This is a genomic window from Sedimentibacter acidaminivorans (genome assembly GCF_017873955.1).
GTDB lineage: Bacteria > Bacillota > Clostridia > Tissierellales > Sedimentibacteraceae > Sedimentibacter > Sedimentibacter acidaminivorans.
In genome coordinates, this window is sequence record NZ_JAGGKS010000006.1 from 128309 (window position 1) to 144345 (window position 16037).

Annotated in this window: 14 protein-coding genes; 9 read left to right on the plus strand and 5 right to left on the minus strand. The window is 30.8% G+C overall.

What is annotated here, in order from left to right; translation table 11 throughout:
• Nucleotide 1: 1 nt before the first annotated feature.
• Together J2Z76_RS10880 and spoIIR are read left to right on the plus strand one after the other, a co-directional pair.
• Entirely contained in the window at nucleotides 2-1105 is a 1104-nt protein-coding gene (locus tag J2Z76_RS10880) for a Ger(x)C family spore germination protein (protein ID WP_209512081.1), read from the plus strand.
• A gap of 67 nt (nucleotides 1106-1172) precedes the next feature.
• On the plus strand, nucleotides 1173-1880 hold the full coding sequence (gene spoIIR, locus J2Z76_RS10885) for a stage II sporulation protein R (protein WP_209512082.1): 708 nt from the start codon (nucleotides 1173-1175) through the stop codon (nucleotides 1878-1880).
• 101 nt (nucleotides 1881-1981) lie between these two features.
• Here the strand turns inward: spoIIR and J2Z76_RS10890 are convergent, their stop codons facing one another.
• The 3 genes from J2Z76_RS10890 to murI all read right to left on the minus strand — a co-directional run bounded on the left by J2Z76_RS10890 (nucleotide 1982) and on the right by murI (nucleotide 4752).
• Nucleotides 1982-3409, minus strand: coding sequence for a sigma-54 interaction domain-containing protein (locus J2Z76_RS10890; protein WP_209512083.1), 1428 nt, complete (start codon nucleotides 3407-3409; stop codon nucleotides 1982-1984).
• Between the two features lie 84 nt (nucleotides 3410-3493).
• Entirely contained in the window at nucleotides 3494-3916 is a 423-nt protein-coding gene (locus tag J2Z76_RS10895) for a YwiB family protein (protein WP_209512084.1), read from the minus strand.
• 29 nt (nucleotides 3917-3945) lie between these two features.
• A complete protein-coding gene (gene murI, locus J2Z76_RS10900) occupies nucleotides 3946-4752 on the minus strand; it encodes a glutamate racemase (RefSeq protein WP_209512085.1) in 807 nt (268 codons plus the stop codon).
• Between the two features lie 370 nt (nucleotides 4753-5122).
• Between murI and kdd the strand changes: the two genes are divergently transcribed.
• The 6 genes from kdd (at nucleotide 5123) to kamE (ending at nucleotide 12513) form a co-directional block, all read left to right on the plus strand.
• Entirely contained in the window at nucleotides 5123-6160 is a 1038-nt protein-coding gene (gene kdd, locus J2Z76_RS10905; protein WP_209512086.1) for an L-erythro-3,5-diaminohexanoate dehydrogenase, read from the plus strand.
• Nucleotides 6161-6268: 108 nt separating this feature from the next.
• Entirely contained in the window at nucleotides 6269-7522 is a 1254-nt protein-coding gene (gene kamA, locus J2Z76_RS10910) for a lysine 2,3-aminomutase (RefSeq protein WP_209512087.1), read from the plus strand.
• Nucleotides 7523-7538: 16 nt separating this feature from the next.
• On the plus strand, nucleotides 7539-8567 hold the full coding sequence (gene kamB, locus J2Z76_RS10915; protein WP_209512088.1) for a lysine 5,6-aminomutase reactivase subunit KamB: 1029 nt from the start codon (nucleotides 7539-7541) through the stop codon (nucleotides 8565-8567).
• Complete coding sequence (kamC, locus tag J2Z76_RS10920; protein WP_209512089.1) at nucleotides 8564-10162, plus strand: lysine 5,6-aminomutase reactivase ATPase KamC; 1599 nt, start codon at nucleotides 8564-8566, stop codon at nucleotides 10160-10162. The genes kamB and kamC overlap by 4 nt, the downstream gene beginning before the upstream one ends.
• Nucleotides 10163-10198: 36 nt before the next feature.
• Nucleotides 10199-11755, plus strand: coding sequence for a lysine 5,6-aminomutase subunit alpha (gene kamD / locus J2Z76_RS10925; RefSeq protein ID WP_209512090.1), 1557 nt, complete (start codon nucleotides 10199-10201; stop codon nucleotides 11753-11755).
• Nucleotides 11755-12513, plus strand: coding sequence for a lysine 5,6-aminomutase subunit beta (gene kamE, locus J2Z76_RS10930; RefSeq protein WP_209512091.1), 759 nt, complete (start codon nucleotides 11755-11757; stop codon nucleotides 12511-12513). The genes kamD and kamE overlap by 1 nt, the downstream gene beginning before the upstream one ends.
• Before the next feature lie 133 nt (nucleotides 12514-12646).
• Here the strand turns inward: kamE and J2Z76_RS10935 are convergent, their stop codons facing one another.
• On the minus strand, nucleotides 12647-13894 hold the full coding sequence (locus J2Z76_RS10935; RefSeq protein ID WP_209512092.1) for a competence/damage-inducible protein A: 1248 nt from the start codon (nucleotides 13892-13894) through the stop codon (nucleotides 12647-12649).
• 174 nt (nucleotides 13895-14068) lie between these two features.
• Nucleotides 14069-15073, minus strand: coding sequence for a M14 family zinc carboxypeptidase (locus tag J2Z76_RS10940; RefSeq protein WP_209512093.1), 1005 nt, complete (start codon nucleotides 15071-15073; stop codon nucleotides 14069-14071).
• Between the two features lie 172 nt (nucleotides 15074-15245).
• Between J2Z76_RS10940 and J2Z76_RS10945 the strand changes: the two genes are divergently transcribed.
• Nucleotides 15246-15833 carry a hypothetical protein gene (locus J2Z76_RS10945; protein WP_209512094.1) on the plus strand — a complete coding sequence of 196 codons (588 nt, stop codon included), beginning with the start codon at nucleotides 15246-15248 and terminating at the stop codon, nucleotides 15831-15833.
• Nucleotides 15834-16037: the final 204 nt, after the last annotated feature.

Consider the following 16037-nt stretch of genomic DNA (forward strand, 5'->3'; position numbering starts at 1 on the left):
TATGAAAAAGAGTTTATTAATATTAGTCACGTTGGTACTAGTATTATTATTGACAGGATGTTGGGATAATGTAGAAATTAATGATAGAGAATATATATTTGCTGTTGGTATAGATAAAGGTGAAGATGATAACTTTTTATTTACTGCAGAAATTCCTAAGATAAATGAAGGAAGTGAAGAGGAAAGGCTAATATATACAGCAGAAAGTAAAAATTTTTCAAATTTTTATAATGATAGTTTTTTGCGATCTGATAAGGTAATATCAGACAGGTTGATGCAAGTTATAGTAATAGGTGAAAGTACTGCTTCTGACCCAAGTTGTATAAAAAGGATTTTTGATGAAATTGAACGTTCGCCACAAATAAATAGGAGGGTTAAGATTGCTGTAGCAAAAGGAGATGCTAAAGATATAATAACTACAGAAATACCTAGCAACCCAATAGTTGGTAGATATTTAAGTGAGCTATTAGTTAAACTTAAGAAAGAAAACTATCAAGATATTTATACATTTGATGAGGCTTTATTAAACTTTAAGGACTTTAATAGTGAAATGATTCCTTTAGTAGAAAAAATTGATGATGGTCTAAAAATAGAAAAATCAGCCGTTATAAAGAACTACCAGCATATAGGAAACCTAAGTTATGAAGAAAATGAAATAATAATGCTATTGTTAGATCCTTCAAATTCTAACATGAAAAGTGTTAATATTAAACTGGAGGATTCTTCTATATCACTAGGTGCAGTAAGCATTAGAACCATAGAAAGAATAGATTTAGAAAATTCTAAATTAACTGCAAATTATTATGTCGACTTGTTCTGTTATATAGATTCATTTGAACTTGGAAATAAAAGCTTATCTGATCAGAAATTTCTAGAGCAAATAAAAGTCACTGCGACAAACCAAATTTCAGAGCAAACAGTTAATACAATAAATAAGCTTCAAAAAATATATAAATCAGACTTGCTTAAAATAAAAGATAAGTTATATAAATTTCATAAAACGGATTATGATAAAATAAAAGATAATTATGAACAGGTATTTTCAGATGCAAATATAAATGTACATTACAGTATTGAAATTAAGAGTACTGGACTAGTAAAATAATTATGTAAATAAATGTATAATATAATAACATGTGGAAATAATAGTAAAAACATATTATGGAGGCGTTATGGCATATTATAAAAAAGTTACATTATCATTTTTATTAGTATTATCAGTTCTTTTAATTTCCTACACAGTTGAAGCTTATGAAAGTATTTACAAGATTAAGGACAAGGTTATTAGACTTCATGTAATTGCAAATTCAGATACTTTTGAAGATCAACAACTGAAATATGAAGTAAGAAATAATATAATAAAAACTTTTGATGAAGAATTTGAATTAATTTCAACAAAAAAAGAAAGTGAAAGAATAATTTTAGAGAAACTAGATGAAATAAGATATATATCTGAATCAACTACTCAAGCAAATGGTTATGACTATAGTATAAATGTTTATTATGGAAATTATAAGTTTCCTAGAAAGCAATATAAAGAAATAGTTTTACCAGAAGGTAATTATGATGCTGTGAGAATTGAAATTGGAAAAGCTGAAGGGCAGAATTGGTGGTGTGTCATGTTTCCATCATTATGTTTCGTAGATTTTGGAAATACAGATAACTCAGAGCCAGTATTTGATATTGATACAGAAAAAAAACTGCAAGAAGTTCTTACACAAGAAGAAATTGATTCTATTAAAACAAGAAGAGGGCTTAAAGATATAAAACTAAAATCTAAAATATTTGAATTGATAGAGAAGGGAAAAATAGAAAATACAGGGTTGTATTCTAGTGATATGCAAAGAATGTATGCAAAATCATTATCGTTAAATGAATAAGAAAATTTTGTATAAATAAGGGAACGCATAAAATACGTTCCCTACTTTCATTAAAATGCATATGTTTCTAAAACTTGTAAATATTTTATTGTTTTATTTATCTATTGCTCAAAAGGTATATCTAATTTTTTTATTTTATATTGTAAGGTTTGTCTTGGTATACTGATTAATTTAGCAGCTTTTGATATATTGTAATCAGTTTGTACAAGAGCTGAAGTTATTATTTCTCTTTCAACTTTGTCTACAGCAACGTTCAGAGGTTGTATTATGGTTGTATCCAATGTAAAATATTTATTTGGGTGAAAATTTTTAAATTGAAAAGGTAAATGTTCTTCCCTTATTATATCACCATCATATAAACTTATGACGCTTTCAATAGCGTGTTGCAACTCACGTACATTTCCAGGCCAACTATAATCTAAGAAAATATCTAAAACTTTTTTTGAAACACCAATAAAAAATTTATTGCACTTTTTATTATATTTTTTTATGAAATAATCTACTAATATAGGTATATCTTCTTTACGCTTAGATAAGTCGGGAACAATTAATGCTATAACATTTAGCCTATAAAATAAATCTTGCCTTAATTGTTTTTCTTCTAGTACAGTATTTAAATCAGTATTTATAGCAGAAATAATTCGTACATCAACATCGATAGTATTACTAGACCCTACACGTCTTATACGTCCATCCTGTAAAACCCTTAAAAGTTTTGCTTGCAATTCTAGAGGCATAGAATTAATTTCGTCGAGAAATAATGTTCCACCATTAGCCAGTTCAAACAGTCCAGGTTTATTTTCAGCACCAGTAAAACTACCTTTTACAGATCCAAATAAAATACTTTCTAAAAGGTTTGCAGGTAATGCAGCACAGTTTTGCGCAATAAATGGCTTGTGTTTTCTGTGACTAGAATTATGAATAGATTGTACAATAAGTTCTTTACCAGTACCTGTACTTCCAGATACCATAACCGGTGAATCAGACATTGCCGCTTTAGTAGCAAGTGTCTTTAATTTTAGCATTTCTTTACTTTGACCTATGATGTCAAGGAAAGTAAAACTAACATTTGGTTTTCTTTTCTTTTCATTACCAATTTCATTTTCGTTTGAAAAATTATTTGATTCATACAATTCTCTTTGTAAATTAACAATTTGTTCTGACAATTCTCTCATCTTTGTAATATTTCTAGAAATTTCTAATGCTCCAACGATTTTGTTGTTATAAACAATGGGAAGAGATGAGTTAATTGTAGATATTTTATCGCCTTTATAGTTAACAAAATTCTGTTCAATATTATAAATAGGTTTGCCAGTTTTCATAACACTTAAAAGAGTGCTTGTATCAAAAGTTAAGGAGGGATAAACCTCTAGGATATGTCTTCCTATAGCTTTATCCACATCAATTTCATCAAGAAACTTTGCTGCGCTGTTATAATAAACAATTTTGCCGCTAGCATCAATTATGTGTATACCATCACCAATCAAATCAATTGCTTGTATAAGAGAATCAAAATATTTTTTTTCCATAGTAAGCTCCTTATATATTTTCAACTTAAATAAGGTAAACGCCAAAAATTATGCACATATGCCGAAAATTATGCAGATGAGTTCTTAATTATAAATATTTATTTTTAATTTATTATAGCTTTCTCCTGTTTTTCCAAAAACGATTTTATATTCTACTTCAATACTACCTCTACCATTATCATCTAGATTATTAATGTAACTAACTGTTAAAAAATCTAAATCGAAGGAACCATAAGGAGTTGTATAAAAATCGCTGTAGCTATTACCTTCTTCAAATTTCATTTTAGATGAAAAAGAACCAATTTTAGTTAACAGCATTTTATTTTTGTATATTTTAAGTCTAGTTCTGCTACCTTCTGTTTCCGTTAAGCCACTTTCATCATAGTTTATTATAAAACAATCATCAATCTTATCTAATGTAGCTTCTGTAATCATTTCAATATTATCTTCATTGCCAGCATCATCAATAGTTTGAATTGTTGTTATCTTAATTTTAACTTCTTCCAAAACACCACATCCTTTGTAATTACTATATTTTATAGATTATCTATTGCTATCTCTGAAAGGTTGTTGATTTCCTTTTTTAAGAAATTCCCTCCAACTCTTCTGAAACGTTCAGGTGCATCACTTACATAATATTCATACTGAGGCAAATCATAGTTTTCGTTTAGTAAGTTTTGGTCTGCAAGAACTTTTTTTAAGTCTCTTGCTGTTTCAAATGCAGGATTTACAAGCTTTACACTAGGACCAATAACTTTTTTTATAGTATATCTAAGTATTGGATAATGTGTGCACCCTAATACTAAAGTATCAACATCATGTTCAATCAACTCACCGAGATATTTTTCTGCAGTAAGTTCAGCTACTGTTGAATATTCCCAACCTTCTTCAATAATCGGAACAAAAAGAGGACATGGTATCCCTATAACTTCAGAATTATGTCTATATTCCATGATTTTTGCTTGATATGCACCGCTGTTGATGGCTGCTACGGTACCAATTACACCGATACGACTGTTTTTCGTTGCAGCTGCAGCACTTCTTGCTCCTGGTTCAATAACACCGATTATAGGTATATCAAAGTTTTTTTGCAAATGTTCTAATGCGATAGAACTCGCTGTGTTGCAAGCTATAACTATAGTCTTCACATCTTTGCTTTTTAATAAACTTGCGCATTGATATGCATATTTTTTTATGGTTTGCACAGATCTAGAACCATAAGGAATTCTAGCTGTATCACCAAAATATATTAAGTTTTCATATGGAAGTTGCTCCATAACTTCCCTCATTACAGTGAGGCCACCAACACCTGAATCAAATATTCCAATAGGTCTATTATCCATTTTATTTTTCCTTTTAATATATGATATAATATGTTTATTATTATTCCATATATTATATGAAAAATCAATACTTAAGTTGCACGATAAAAATTTAATAGTTATAATTTTATTTTTATTAAGCATAATATATGCATAATAATTTAATTTATTAAGTCAAATAGCTTATGCCTGTTTTTAGGCACTTGTCAAACAAATTATAGGATTAAAGCTATTTAAATATTGAAAAATGTGGATTGTTAAAATATTAATTAGTTGGCATAGTAATTGCATTATAGAGTAGTGAATAATTATAAACCCAAAATATATTCAAAAAAAACCCAAAAAATCAAACAAAAGTTAAACCCACAAAAAATTTTTAGGAGGCGTTAAATTGAAAAAAGGAAACCCATTCGGAACTCACAGAGTAATTGAACCTAAAGGAGTTTTACCACAACCAGCTATTAAAATTGACAACAATATGGAAATATACGACAATGAAATACTTATTAATGTTCAAACATTAAATGTAGATTCTGCTAGTTTTACACAAATTTCTGACCAAGCTGGTGGAGACGTAGAAAAAATAAAAGAAATAATGAAAGGAATTGTTGCTGAGAGAGGAAAGCATCAAAATCCTGTAACAGGATCTGGAGGAATGCTAATCGGTACTATTGAACAAATAGGAACTGCGTTAGAAGGAAAAACAGATTTAAAAGTAGGGGATAAAATAGCTACTCTTGTATCATTATCTCTAACACCATTAGTAATTGAAGAAATACTTGATGTAAGAAAAGAAATTGACCAAGTAGACATTAAAGGTAAAGCAATATTGTTTGAAAGTGGTATATATGCAAAATTACCTTCAGACATTCCGGAAAACCTTGCATTGTCAGTTCTTGATGTTGCTGGAGCACCAGCACAAACAGTTAAGCTTGTTAAAGAAGGAGATACAGTTTTAGTTCTTGGAGCAGCTGGTAAATCAGGTATACTTTGCTTATATGAAGCAAAGAAATTAGTTGGGCCTACTGGAAAAGTAATTTGTATGGCACATAGAGAAAGTTCTCTAGATAAAGTTAGGGCTTTAGGACTTGCTGATGTGTATATTGCAGGAGATGCTACAAATGCTATAGAGGTTTATGAAAAAGTTATGGAAGTTACAGATGGTAAACTTTGCGATTTAGTTATAAGCTGTGTAAGTAGACCAAATTGTGAAATGTCGGCAATTCTTGCAACAAAGGATGACGGAACAGTTTACTATTTCAGTATGGCTACAAGCTTCACTAAAGCTGCTTTAGGAGCAGAGGGTGTTGGCAAAGACGTTAACATGATTATAGGTAATGGATATACTAAGGGACATGCAGATACTGCACTTCAAATCATGAGAGAAAGTAAAGCATTGAGCGACTTATATACAAAATTATACGCATAATAATTTAGGCATGATACTAATTAAATATATTTAATTAGTATTTTGCCTATTTATACTAAAGTAAGTACTATTAAAATTTTTAAGGTATCATAAAATGGAGGTAATGAAATGGCTTATTACAACGAGATTGAACTATGGAAAGATGTTACACCAGATCAGTGGGATGACTGGAAATGGCAAATAGAAAATAGAATAGATACAGTAGAAAAAATAAAAGAAATTATAAACATAACAACACAAGAAGAAGAGGATATTGCAAAAGTTCTTGAAAAATTTAGAATGGGTATAACTCCATATTATGCTGCACATATGGATAAGGATGATCCAAGAGATCCAATTAGAATGCAAGCAGTTCCTACAATAGCAGAAACTCATATAAGCTCTGCAGATATGCTTGATCCATTACATGAGGATACTGATTCACCAGCACCAGGATTAACACACAGATATCCTGATAGAGTATTGCTTTTAATAACAGATCAATGCTCTATGTATTGCAGACATTGTACAAGAAGAAGATTTGCAGGTCAAGCTGATAATGATGTATCTATGGAAAATATAGATAAGTGTATAGAATATGTAAGAAATACACCACAAGTTAGAGACGTATTGCTATCAGGTGGAGATTGTCTATTAGTTTCAGATGATAAATTAGAATATATAATCAAAAAATTAAGAGAAATACCACATGTTGAAATTATTCGTCTTGGATCAAGAACACCAGTTGTTTGTCCTCAAAGGATTACTGATAATTTAGTAAACATGCTTAAAAAATATCATCCAATTTGGCTTAATACTCATTTTAACCATCCAAAAGAATTTACACCAGAAGCAATAGAAGCTTTAAGAAAATTAGCTGATGCAGGAATACCTTTAGGAAATCAATCAGTATTAATGAGAGGAATTAATGATTGTCCTCATATCATGAGAAATTTAGTACATGAATTAGTTAAAAATAGAGTTAGACCATACTACATTTACCAGTGTGATTTATCATTAGGGATTGAACATTTTAGAACTTCTGTAGGTAAAGGTATAGAAATAATGGAGAGTTTAAGAGGTCATACTTCAGGTTATGCAGTACCAACATTTGTTGTTGATGCACCTGGTGGTGGAGGAAAAATTCCAGTGGCTCCAAACTATTTAATTTCTCAATCAAGTGATAAGGTAATTCTTAGAAACTTTGAAGGCGTTATTACAACATATACAGAGCCACATCTACCAGAATTAGAGTGTACATGTGATGTATGTCAAGGTAAGAAACAAGACCCATTGACAGGAGTTGCAGGATTGTTAGCTGGAAATGATTTAGCTTTAGAACCAACAAAATTAGCAAGAAGAGACAGAGTACATCACGACTAAAAAAAGAGGTTTTAATATGAGACTAATTGAAACAATAAAACAAAAAAACTACAAAACTATATCAATTATAGGGCTTGCAAAAAATGCAGGAAAAACAGTAGCACTCAATTATCTCATAGAAGAAGCAAATAATAGTAATATTATAATAGGTATAACCTCTACAGGCAGGGATGGAGAAAATATAGACCTTGTAACAAATACTCAAAAACCATCTGTTTTTGTTAGAGAAGGAATGTATGTGGCAACGGCTAAAAAGGCGTTGATGTTATCGGATGCGAAAGTGGAGATTCTTGAAACCACAGGAATACAAACACCTATGGGGGAAGTAATTATAGTCAAGGTTAGACAGGATGGCAATATACAGATTGCAGGGCCTGTCAGTACAATGGACATGAAATATGTTTGCAAAAGATTAACCTTTTTTGGTGCAGATGTTGTGTTAGTAGATGGCGCTATTGATAGAAGGGCTGTATCATCTCCTGTTATAACGGATGCATGTATAATAGCGACGGGTGCAGTCATAAGTAGAGATATGAAAATAGTTATTGAGCGTACTGCTCATGCTGTAGAATGCTATTCATTCGAAGAAGTAGATAGTAATATAAAAAAACTTATATTAAAAAATAACAAAACCTGTATTATACAGAATTCAGAGAGTGTTATTATACCTAATATAGAAACTAGCATAACTGGTGGCAAAAAAATTGTTGAACAAATAGATGAAAATACTACCCATGTGTTTATTAGAGGTGCAGTGACTTCTAAAATTCTTAAAGATTTATGCCAAAATGAATTTATAAAAAATATAAAAATAGTAATAGAAGATGGAACTAAAATATTTATAGAAGTTAATGTATGGAATGATTTGAAACGTAAGGGGCTTAAATTACAGTCGTTAAATCCAATAGATGTAATAGCTGTAACTTTAAATCCAGTTTCACCAGCAGGATATTTTTTTGATAGTGCGGAGTTTAAAACAAAAATTTCGCATTATCTCTCTAATATAAAAATAATTGATGTGGTATCGGGCGGTGAAGAAAATTGAAAAAGTTTATGACTGAAAGTACAAAGAGAAATATAAATTTTGATTATATTTTTAATGAAATAAGACCAATAACCGAATATGGTATTAAAGCTAAACAAGAAGCAAAGCCTTTCACAAAAGGGCATGAGGCTGAACTTCTAGAGGAATTCAATAAAATTGAAGCTTTCTTAGACATGAAAGAAAGAAGAGATGCAATTGATGTTCTAAAGCACATTAAAAATATAGTTGAAACTATTGAGAGGGCAAAAAATAATCAGGTATTAGATGAAGTTGAGTTATTTGAAATAAAAAACTTCATAATGCAGGTTGAAAGAATGGAAAAGAGTTTAAGAGGCACTTTAATATCCATATATGAAGATTTAAGATTGACGCCCTTACCACAGCTTTATAAAGCATTAGACCCTGCAAATGAAAAAATGTATACATTTTATATTTATGATGAATATTCAGAAAAATTAAAAAATTTAAGACAAAAGAAGAAAGAAACAGATATTCTTATTAGACAGTTAAAAAAAGAAATTAAAAACAACATTCAAGAAAAATATAATATTAAGTTTAACTTAAGAGATGAAGTTACAATAAGTAAATCTGATAAAGAAAAGTTAGATGAGCTTACTAAAGAAATTAACCTAAAAGTATCAGCAGAAAACTACTTAAGTATAATTTTTAAAATTAAAAATAGCAAAAAAATTGATGAGTGTGAACACAAACTTGAATCTTTGACAGCAGAAGAGGAACAGGAAGAATATGTTATTAGGCAAAACATTTCAGGAGAAGTAAAGAGCAATTATGAGGATTTATTAAAAAGTACTAAAACTATAGGTAGAATAGATTATATTATTGCAAAAGCAAACTATGCTCAAAAAACAAAATCTGTTAAACCAGATATTACAACGGAGCTTGAGATAGAAGTAAAAAATGGAAGAAATTTAAAGCTAGAAAAGACATTAAAAGAAAAACATAAAGATTATGTACCTATAGATTTATCATTAAAAACTAATGTGACATGTATAACAGGTGCCAATATGGGAGGCAAAACGGTAAGTCTTCGAATGATTGGACAAATTGCATCAACTGCAAGTTATGGTATGTTTGTACCATGCGAATATGCAAAGTTGTGCTTGTTTGAACATATTCACATATCAGTTGGAGACGACCAGTCAATAGAAAAAGGTTTGAGTACATTTGGAGCAGAAATAATGAATTTAAAGGAAGCCCTAGAAAATTCCAAAGAAAGATGTCTCATACTAATAGACGAGTTGGCAGGCGGTACAAATCCTAAGGAAGGATATGCTATTACAAAAGCAGTAGTTAATTATCTAAAAAATAAAGATTGTATAACAATACTTACGACACATTATGATAATGTTGCAAATGACCATGAAGTACAAAATTTGCAGGTAGCAGGATTGAATTTTCCAAGTTGGAATGATGGAGAAATGAAAATAAGTAACATTGACCAAATTTCAAAATACATGGACTATAGGCTCATAGAAGTAAAAAATGAAAATTTCATACCAAAAGATGCTTTAAAAATAGCAAAAATGGCAGGAATTGAAGATATAATAATAAAAGATGCAGAAAAATACATATGAGGGTATCACTCTCTATTAAACAAAGGAGGTAATTATATGCAAAGCAAATTAAATCTCGATCACAAGTTAATTGATAGTGCAAGAACAGCCGCACGAAACATAGCTGAAAATGTGCAGGAGTTTGTAGACAAAAACACTACAGTAACTGTAGAGAGAACAGTAGCTAGACTTTTAGGAGTAGACGGGGTGGATGAAATAGAAAAACCACTGCCAAATGTATTGATTGATAATATAATCGAAGGTGGAGGATTATCAAGAGGTGCAGCATTTTGGATAGGGAATGCAATAGTTCAAACAGGCAACACTCCTCAAGAAATCGCAGAAAAAGTTAGTACAGGTGAAATAGATATAACAAAATTACCAATTGCTGATGATAAAAAAATAATGGATGCAGTATATTCAGTTGCACAGCAAATGGTAGATAGAATTAAAAATAACAGAACAACAAGAGATAACTATTTAAAAACATTAGGTGAAGGTGAAAAACCATACTTATATGTAATAGTTGCAACAGGTAATATATATGAAGATGTAATCCAAGCTCAAGCAGCAGCAAAACAAGGTGCAGATATAATAGCAGTTATTAGAACTACAGCACAAAGTTTATTAGATTATGTTCCATATGGGCCAACGACAGAAGGTTTTGGAGGAACATTTGCTACACAAGAGAACTTTAGAATAATGAGAAAAGCATTGGATGAAGTTGGAGAAGAAGTAGGAAGATATATAAGACTTTGTAATTATTGTTCAGGATTATGTATGCCAGAAATTGCTGCAATGGGAGCTATAGAAAGACTTGATGTAATGCTTAATGATGCTCTATACGGTATATTGTTTAGAGATATAAATATGCAAAGAACATTAGTTGATCAATATTTCTCAAGAATAATTAATGGCTTTGCGGGAATCATCATAAACACAGGTGAAGATAATTACCTTACAACAGCCGATGCAGTAGAAGAAGCTCACACTGTTTTAGCATCACAGATTATCAATGAGCAATTTGCATTAAAAGCTGGATTGCCAGAAGAACAGATGGGACTTGGTCATGCATTTGAAATGGAGCCGAATTTAGAAAATGGATTTTTATTTGAGTTAGCTCAAGCACAAATGGCTAGAGAAATATTCCCTACGGCACCATTAAAATATATGCCTCCTACAAAATTCATGACAGGAAATATATTTAGAGGACATTTGCAAGATGCTATGTTTAATTTAGTATCAATTTGGACACATCAAGGATTGCAACTTTTAGGAATGCCAACAGAAGCAATACACACACCACATCTTCACGATAGAATGCTTTCAATAGAAAATGCAAAATACATTTTCAACAATGCTAAAAATATCGGAGATGAAGTTGAATATAAAAAAGACGGTATCATTCAAAAAAGAGCTCAAGAAGTACTTTCAAAGGCAGAAGAACTTTTAAGAGATATAGAGCAAGAAGGAATATTCGACACTATAGAAAAAGGAAAGTTCGGTGGAGTTAAGAGAAGTTTTACAGGCGGTAAAGGGTTAGATGGAGTAACAGAAAAAGATGAAAGATACTTCAATCCATTTATAGAATTAATGCTTGGAGGTGCAAAGTAATGGCAGGTATAGAAAAAGTAGATTTAACCAAAGTAAAACCATATGGTGATACATTAAATGATGGAATGGTTCAAATGAGCTTTACATTGCCAATACCATACGGTGATGAAGCAAATGAAGCAGCAAAACAGCTTGTATCAAAAATGGGCTTTGATAATCCAGCAGTAGTATATTCAAATGACTTAGGTATTGGTTATACATTTTTTGTAATGTATGGTAAATGTACACATACTGTTGACTATACAACAATAGAAGTTCCTAAAGTAGATATGGAATTTATGAGTCAAGAAGAAGTAGAAGATTATATTCAAGAAAATATAAAAAGAGATGTAGTAGTAATTGGAGCATGCACAGGAACAGATGCTCATACAGTAGGAATAGATGCTATAATGAACATGAAAGGCTATGCACATCACTTTGGTCTTGAAAGATACAAAGGAATGGTAGCTTTAAATATGGGAAGTCAAGTTCCAAATGAAGAAATTGTAGCAAAAGCAATTGAAATGAAAGCAGATGCTATATTAGTATCACAGATAGTAACTCAAAAGGATGTTCATATTCCAAACCTTACTCAACTAGTTGAAATGTTAGAAGCAGAAGGACTAAGAGAAAAAGTTGTGTTAATTTGTGGTGGACCTCGATTATCACATGAGTTAGCTCAAGAATTAGGTTATGATGCAGGTTTTGGAACAGGAAGTTTTGCAAACCACGTAGCTACATTTATAGTAAACCAAATAGTAGAAAGAAAATTAATATAAATAACTAGGGATAGTGAAAAGGGAAATGGGGACTGTCCCTTTTGTCCAGTCTTTTTTGGACAAAAGCGGACTGTCCCCAGATTCCCGCCTACTCGTACTAAACTGATTCCTCAGATTCCTGAATATGTCACGTCTAACCTTCAATACTCTCTCTAATTAAATTTAAAACAGAAGTAGAAGCTCTTTCCCTAATAGTATCGCGATTACCAGTAGCATTAATTTTTAATACATTATATTCATCTTTATAGTAAACACAAACAAAAACTAATCCAACTGGTTTTTCCTCAGTAGCACCATCAGGACCAGCAACACCTGTAGTAGCAACACCTATATCAGTACCAACAACCTTAGCAGCACCAAAAGCCATTTCCTTTGCAGTTTCTTCACTAACAGCACCATACTTATCTAAAGTTTCCTTCTTTACTCCTAAAGTTCTCATTTTTGCTTCATTAGAATAAGTTATAAAACCTTCCCTAAATGATTTGGATATACCAGAATAAGCAACCAATCTAGAAGCAACCATTCCACCAGTACATGATTCCGATATAGCAATTGTAAGATTTTTTTCTAATAATAGCTCAGCAGTTCTATCCTCAACTAACCCAGATTCAGTAACATATGCATTGTTTCCGAATCGTTTAAAGAGTTCCTCTTTAACAGGCTTAATTATTTCAAGAGCTTCTTCCTTGCTTTTAGCTTTAGCAGTAACTCTAAATATAACCTTACCTGCACTAGCATAAGGAGCTATAGTAGGATTAGTCTGATTATCAATCAAGTCCATTATCATCTCTTCAGCAGCAGATTCCCCAATATTAACAACAACGACCTTTTCGCCAAACACAACTTCATTAGAAAATTGTTTTAAATAAGGAATTACTTGTTCATCCATTAAAGGTTTCATTTCCTTAGGAGGACCAGGTAACAATATTCCTATCTTATATTGTTCACCATCAGTTTTTTCTCTCAAAATACAAGCATTAGCAGTACCGTTATCATTTTTTAAAATTTTAGCTCCTTTAGGGAAATATGTCTGCCTCATGTTATTCTTAGGCATATCCTTTCTAAAACGAGCATACATGGTTTTTACATGTTCATAACTGGCTTCGTCATAAACCATTTCAAGATTAAAAAAATTAGCTAATATTTCCTTTGTTATATCATCTTTAGTGGGTCCTAAACCACCAGTACATATTACAATATCTGCTCTTGAAAATCCTAAATGAAATCCTTCTTTCATACGGCTAGGATTATCACCAACAACAGATTGGTAATGTACATCAATCCCAATCTCGGCAAGTTTCTTAGCTATATATTGAGCATTTGTATTAACTATGTCTCCATGCAAAAGCTCAGTACCAACACACAAAATTTCAGCATTCATAAAACATTTCCTCCAAATTATAGAATATACAACATTAACAATATAGAACAAAAAATTAATTTAAACAAGAGAAATTTCTATTTTTTCTATATAAAACAAATTTTATCCAAAACATATAGTATAAGTTTATATGCGTAACTCTCAGTATTTAAATAAACAAAACTATTTATACCTCTATTTAGTCAATGCCGCATACCGCTCAACATCACCATATATCTCCTCATTAATTTTCCTTGCTTTTTTAGCAAAAAACAAACCTGTGCTCCTTGCATATTTCCATACCAACTCATCAAATAAACTGTCTTCATGCTGTTTACCTCCCTCAATAAAAGGAGATAACTCAATACAAAACGCAGGTCTTTTAATTTTAGCTCTAAACCAGTTTTCAAAACCGCATCCATAAACAGCGGGGTCTTGACTAATTTTAGTCTTTCTATAAATATATTTTTCATCTAGTTCATTCATTATTTTTTCATCCAAACCTTCAAACATATCATGAGTTCCACTATCAGCCCAAAAAGTGCAATTGCCAGAACAATGATAAGAAACCATCATAGAAAAGCTATTCTTATTACAAAAATCAACTAAAGCCCTAGTTTCGGGTTCACTGTTTGGAGAAAACCCTTTAAATCTATCAGAACATGGAACATCGGTACCGGGGACACAAAGCCTTATATCCCAGTTACCATCATCAAAATTTTTATTTAAGTCTACACCATTAGCATTTGCTTTCCAATAGGTATGATCTTCTCCCCATATTTTCATGTCTTTCAACTTTTCATAATTTTGTGATGATTCCAGACCATTATGAACTATATTTAAACCATCAGGATTAGAAACAGGTATAAAACAAATATCTATAGAGTCTACAATACTTTTAACATTATAGTCATCTAAGTAATTCTCTTTACTATAATAATAACAATAGTAATCTATCATCTTCATACAAAGCATTACAGAAAAGTCCTCCCTAGCATGGATGCCACCAGTTAATAATACGGATGCCTTCACTTTGTTAGAATTACACAATCTCAAGGCTACAATATTTCTTCCTTCAACAGACTTACCTATAATTTCTTTTTTCAATATGCCGTTATATCTCTCACACAGTCTTTCTATATCTCTATAAATATCATCTAAAAAGTAAGTATCAGATGTATCAACTAAAAAATTACACAAAAAATCACCTCATCATTTGTTCATAAATATATTATAATATAAAACCAATTGTTTATACAATAATTTAAAAAACAATGTTAAAAAATTTGTCATTATAAAATATAGACATACAAGCATTGATAAAAATATTCAGTGATGATATAATTAATTAAAAAGGAAAAGGGGTTGAACCATGATGATTTTTACAAATTTAAACATTGAAACTAAAACATTGAGGATTAGTAGTTTAATTTTGACATTTATAGGTATAGTATTTATTCTTGCATCTAACTATGTAGGCAATATAGCCATAAGAATTGCAATGATTGTTATATTTATGCTAAGTTTATTTAACTTTAAGATTTCATACCCATTTTCATCTACAACGGATAAAATGTATATGGTACTGAGTATGTGTGGTACACTGCTGGTTTTCATTAAACCTCAGTTTACTATGTTTATTATAGGAATAGTGATGTTGATCCTATCCCTACCTATTATATATAAGGCTATTAAAAATAAAGATTACTCAGACAAGATAATGATAACATTATCTTCCCTAGGAACCTTATTTTCAATTTACTGTATAATAAATTCAAGAGCAGCTCTTAACACAGTTGTAATAGTTATAGGAATAGCATTTGTAATATTAGGCTGTTTAATTTTATTTGAAACTTTTGATATAAACAGAAAATCAAATAAATTTGTTAAATATAATCATATGAGTTTAGATAACGATGATGAATATCGCTTCGAAAATGCAGAAGAAGTTGAAAAATAAGAAGTGATCTAAATCGTAGGGGGTGCACATTAGGTACATGGGGACTGTCCCCATGTACCGGTGTTGCCTCATCATCAGTTGATTCATCATCCCGTCCAAACCTGTAACATTTCTGTAATGTTAAACTTCAAAACCTATGTTATATTATATACATGAAACATCGTTGGCACTACACCTTGAATATTACAAAAACATTACAGACAT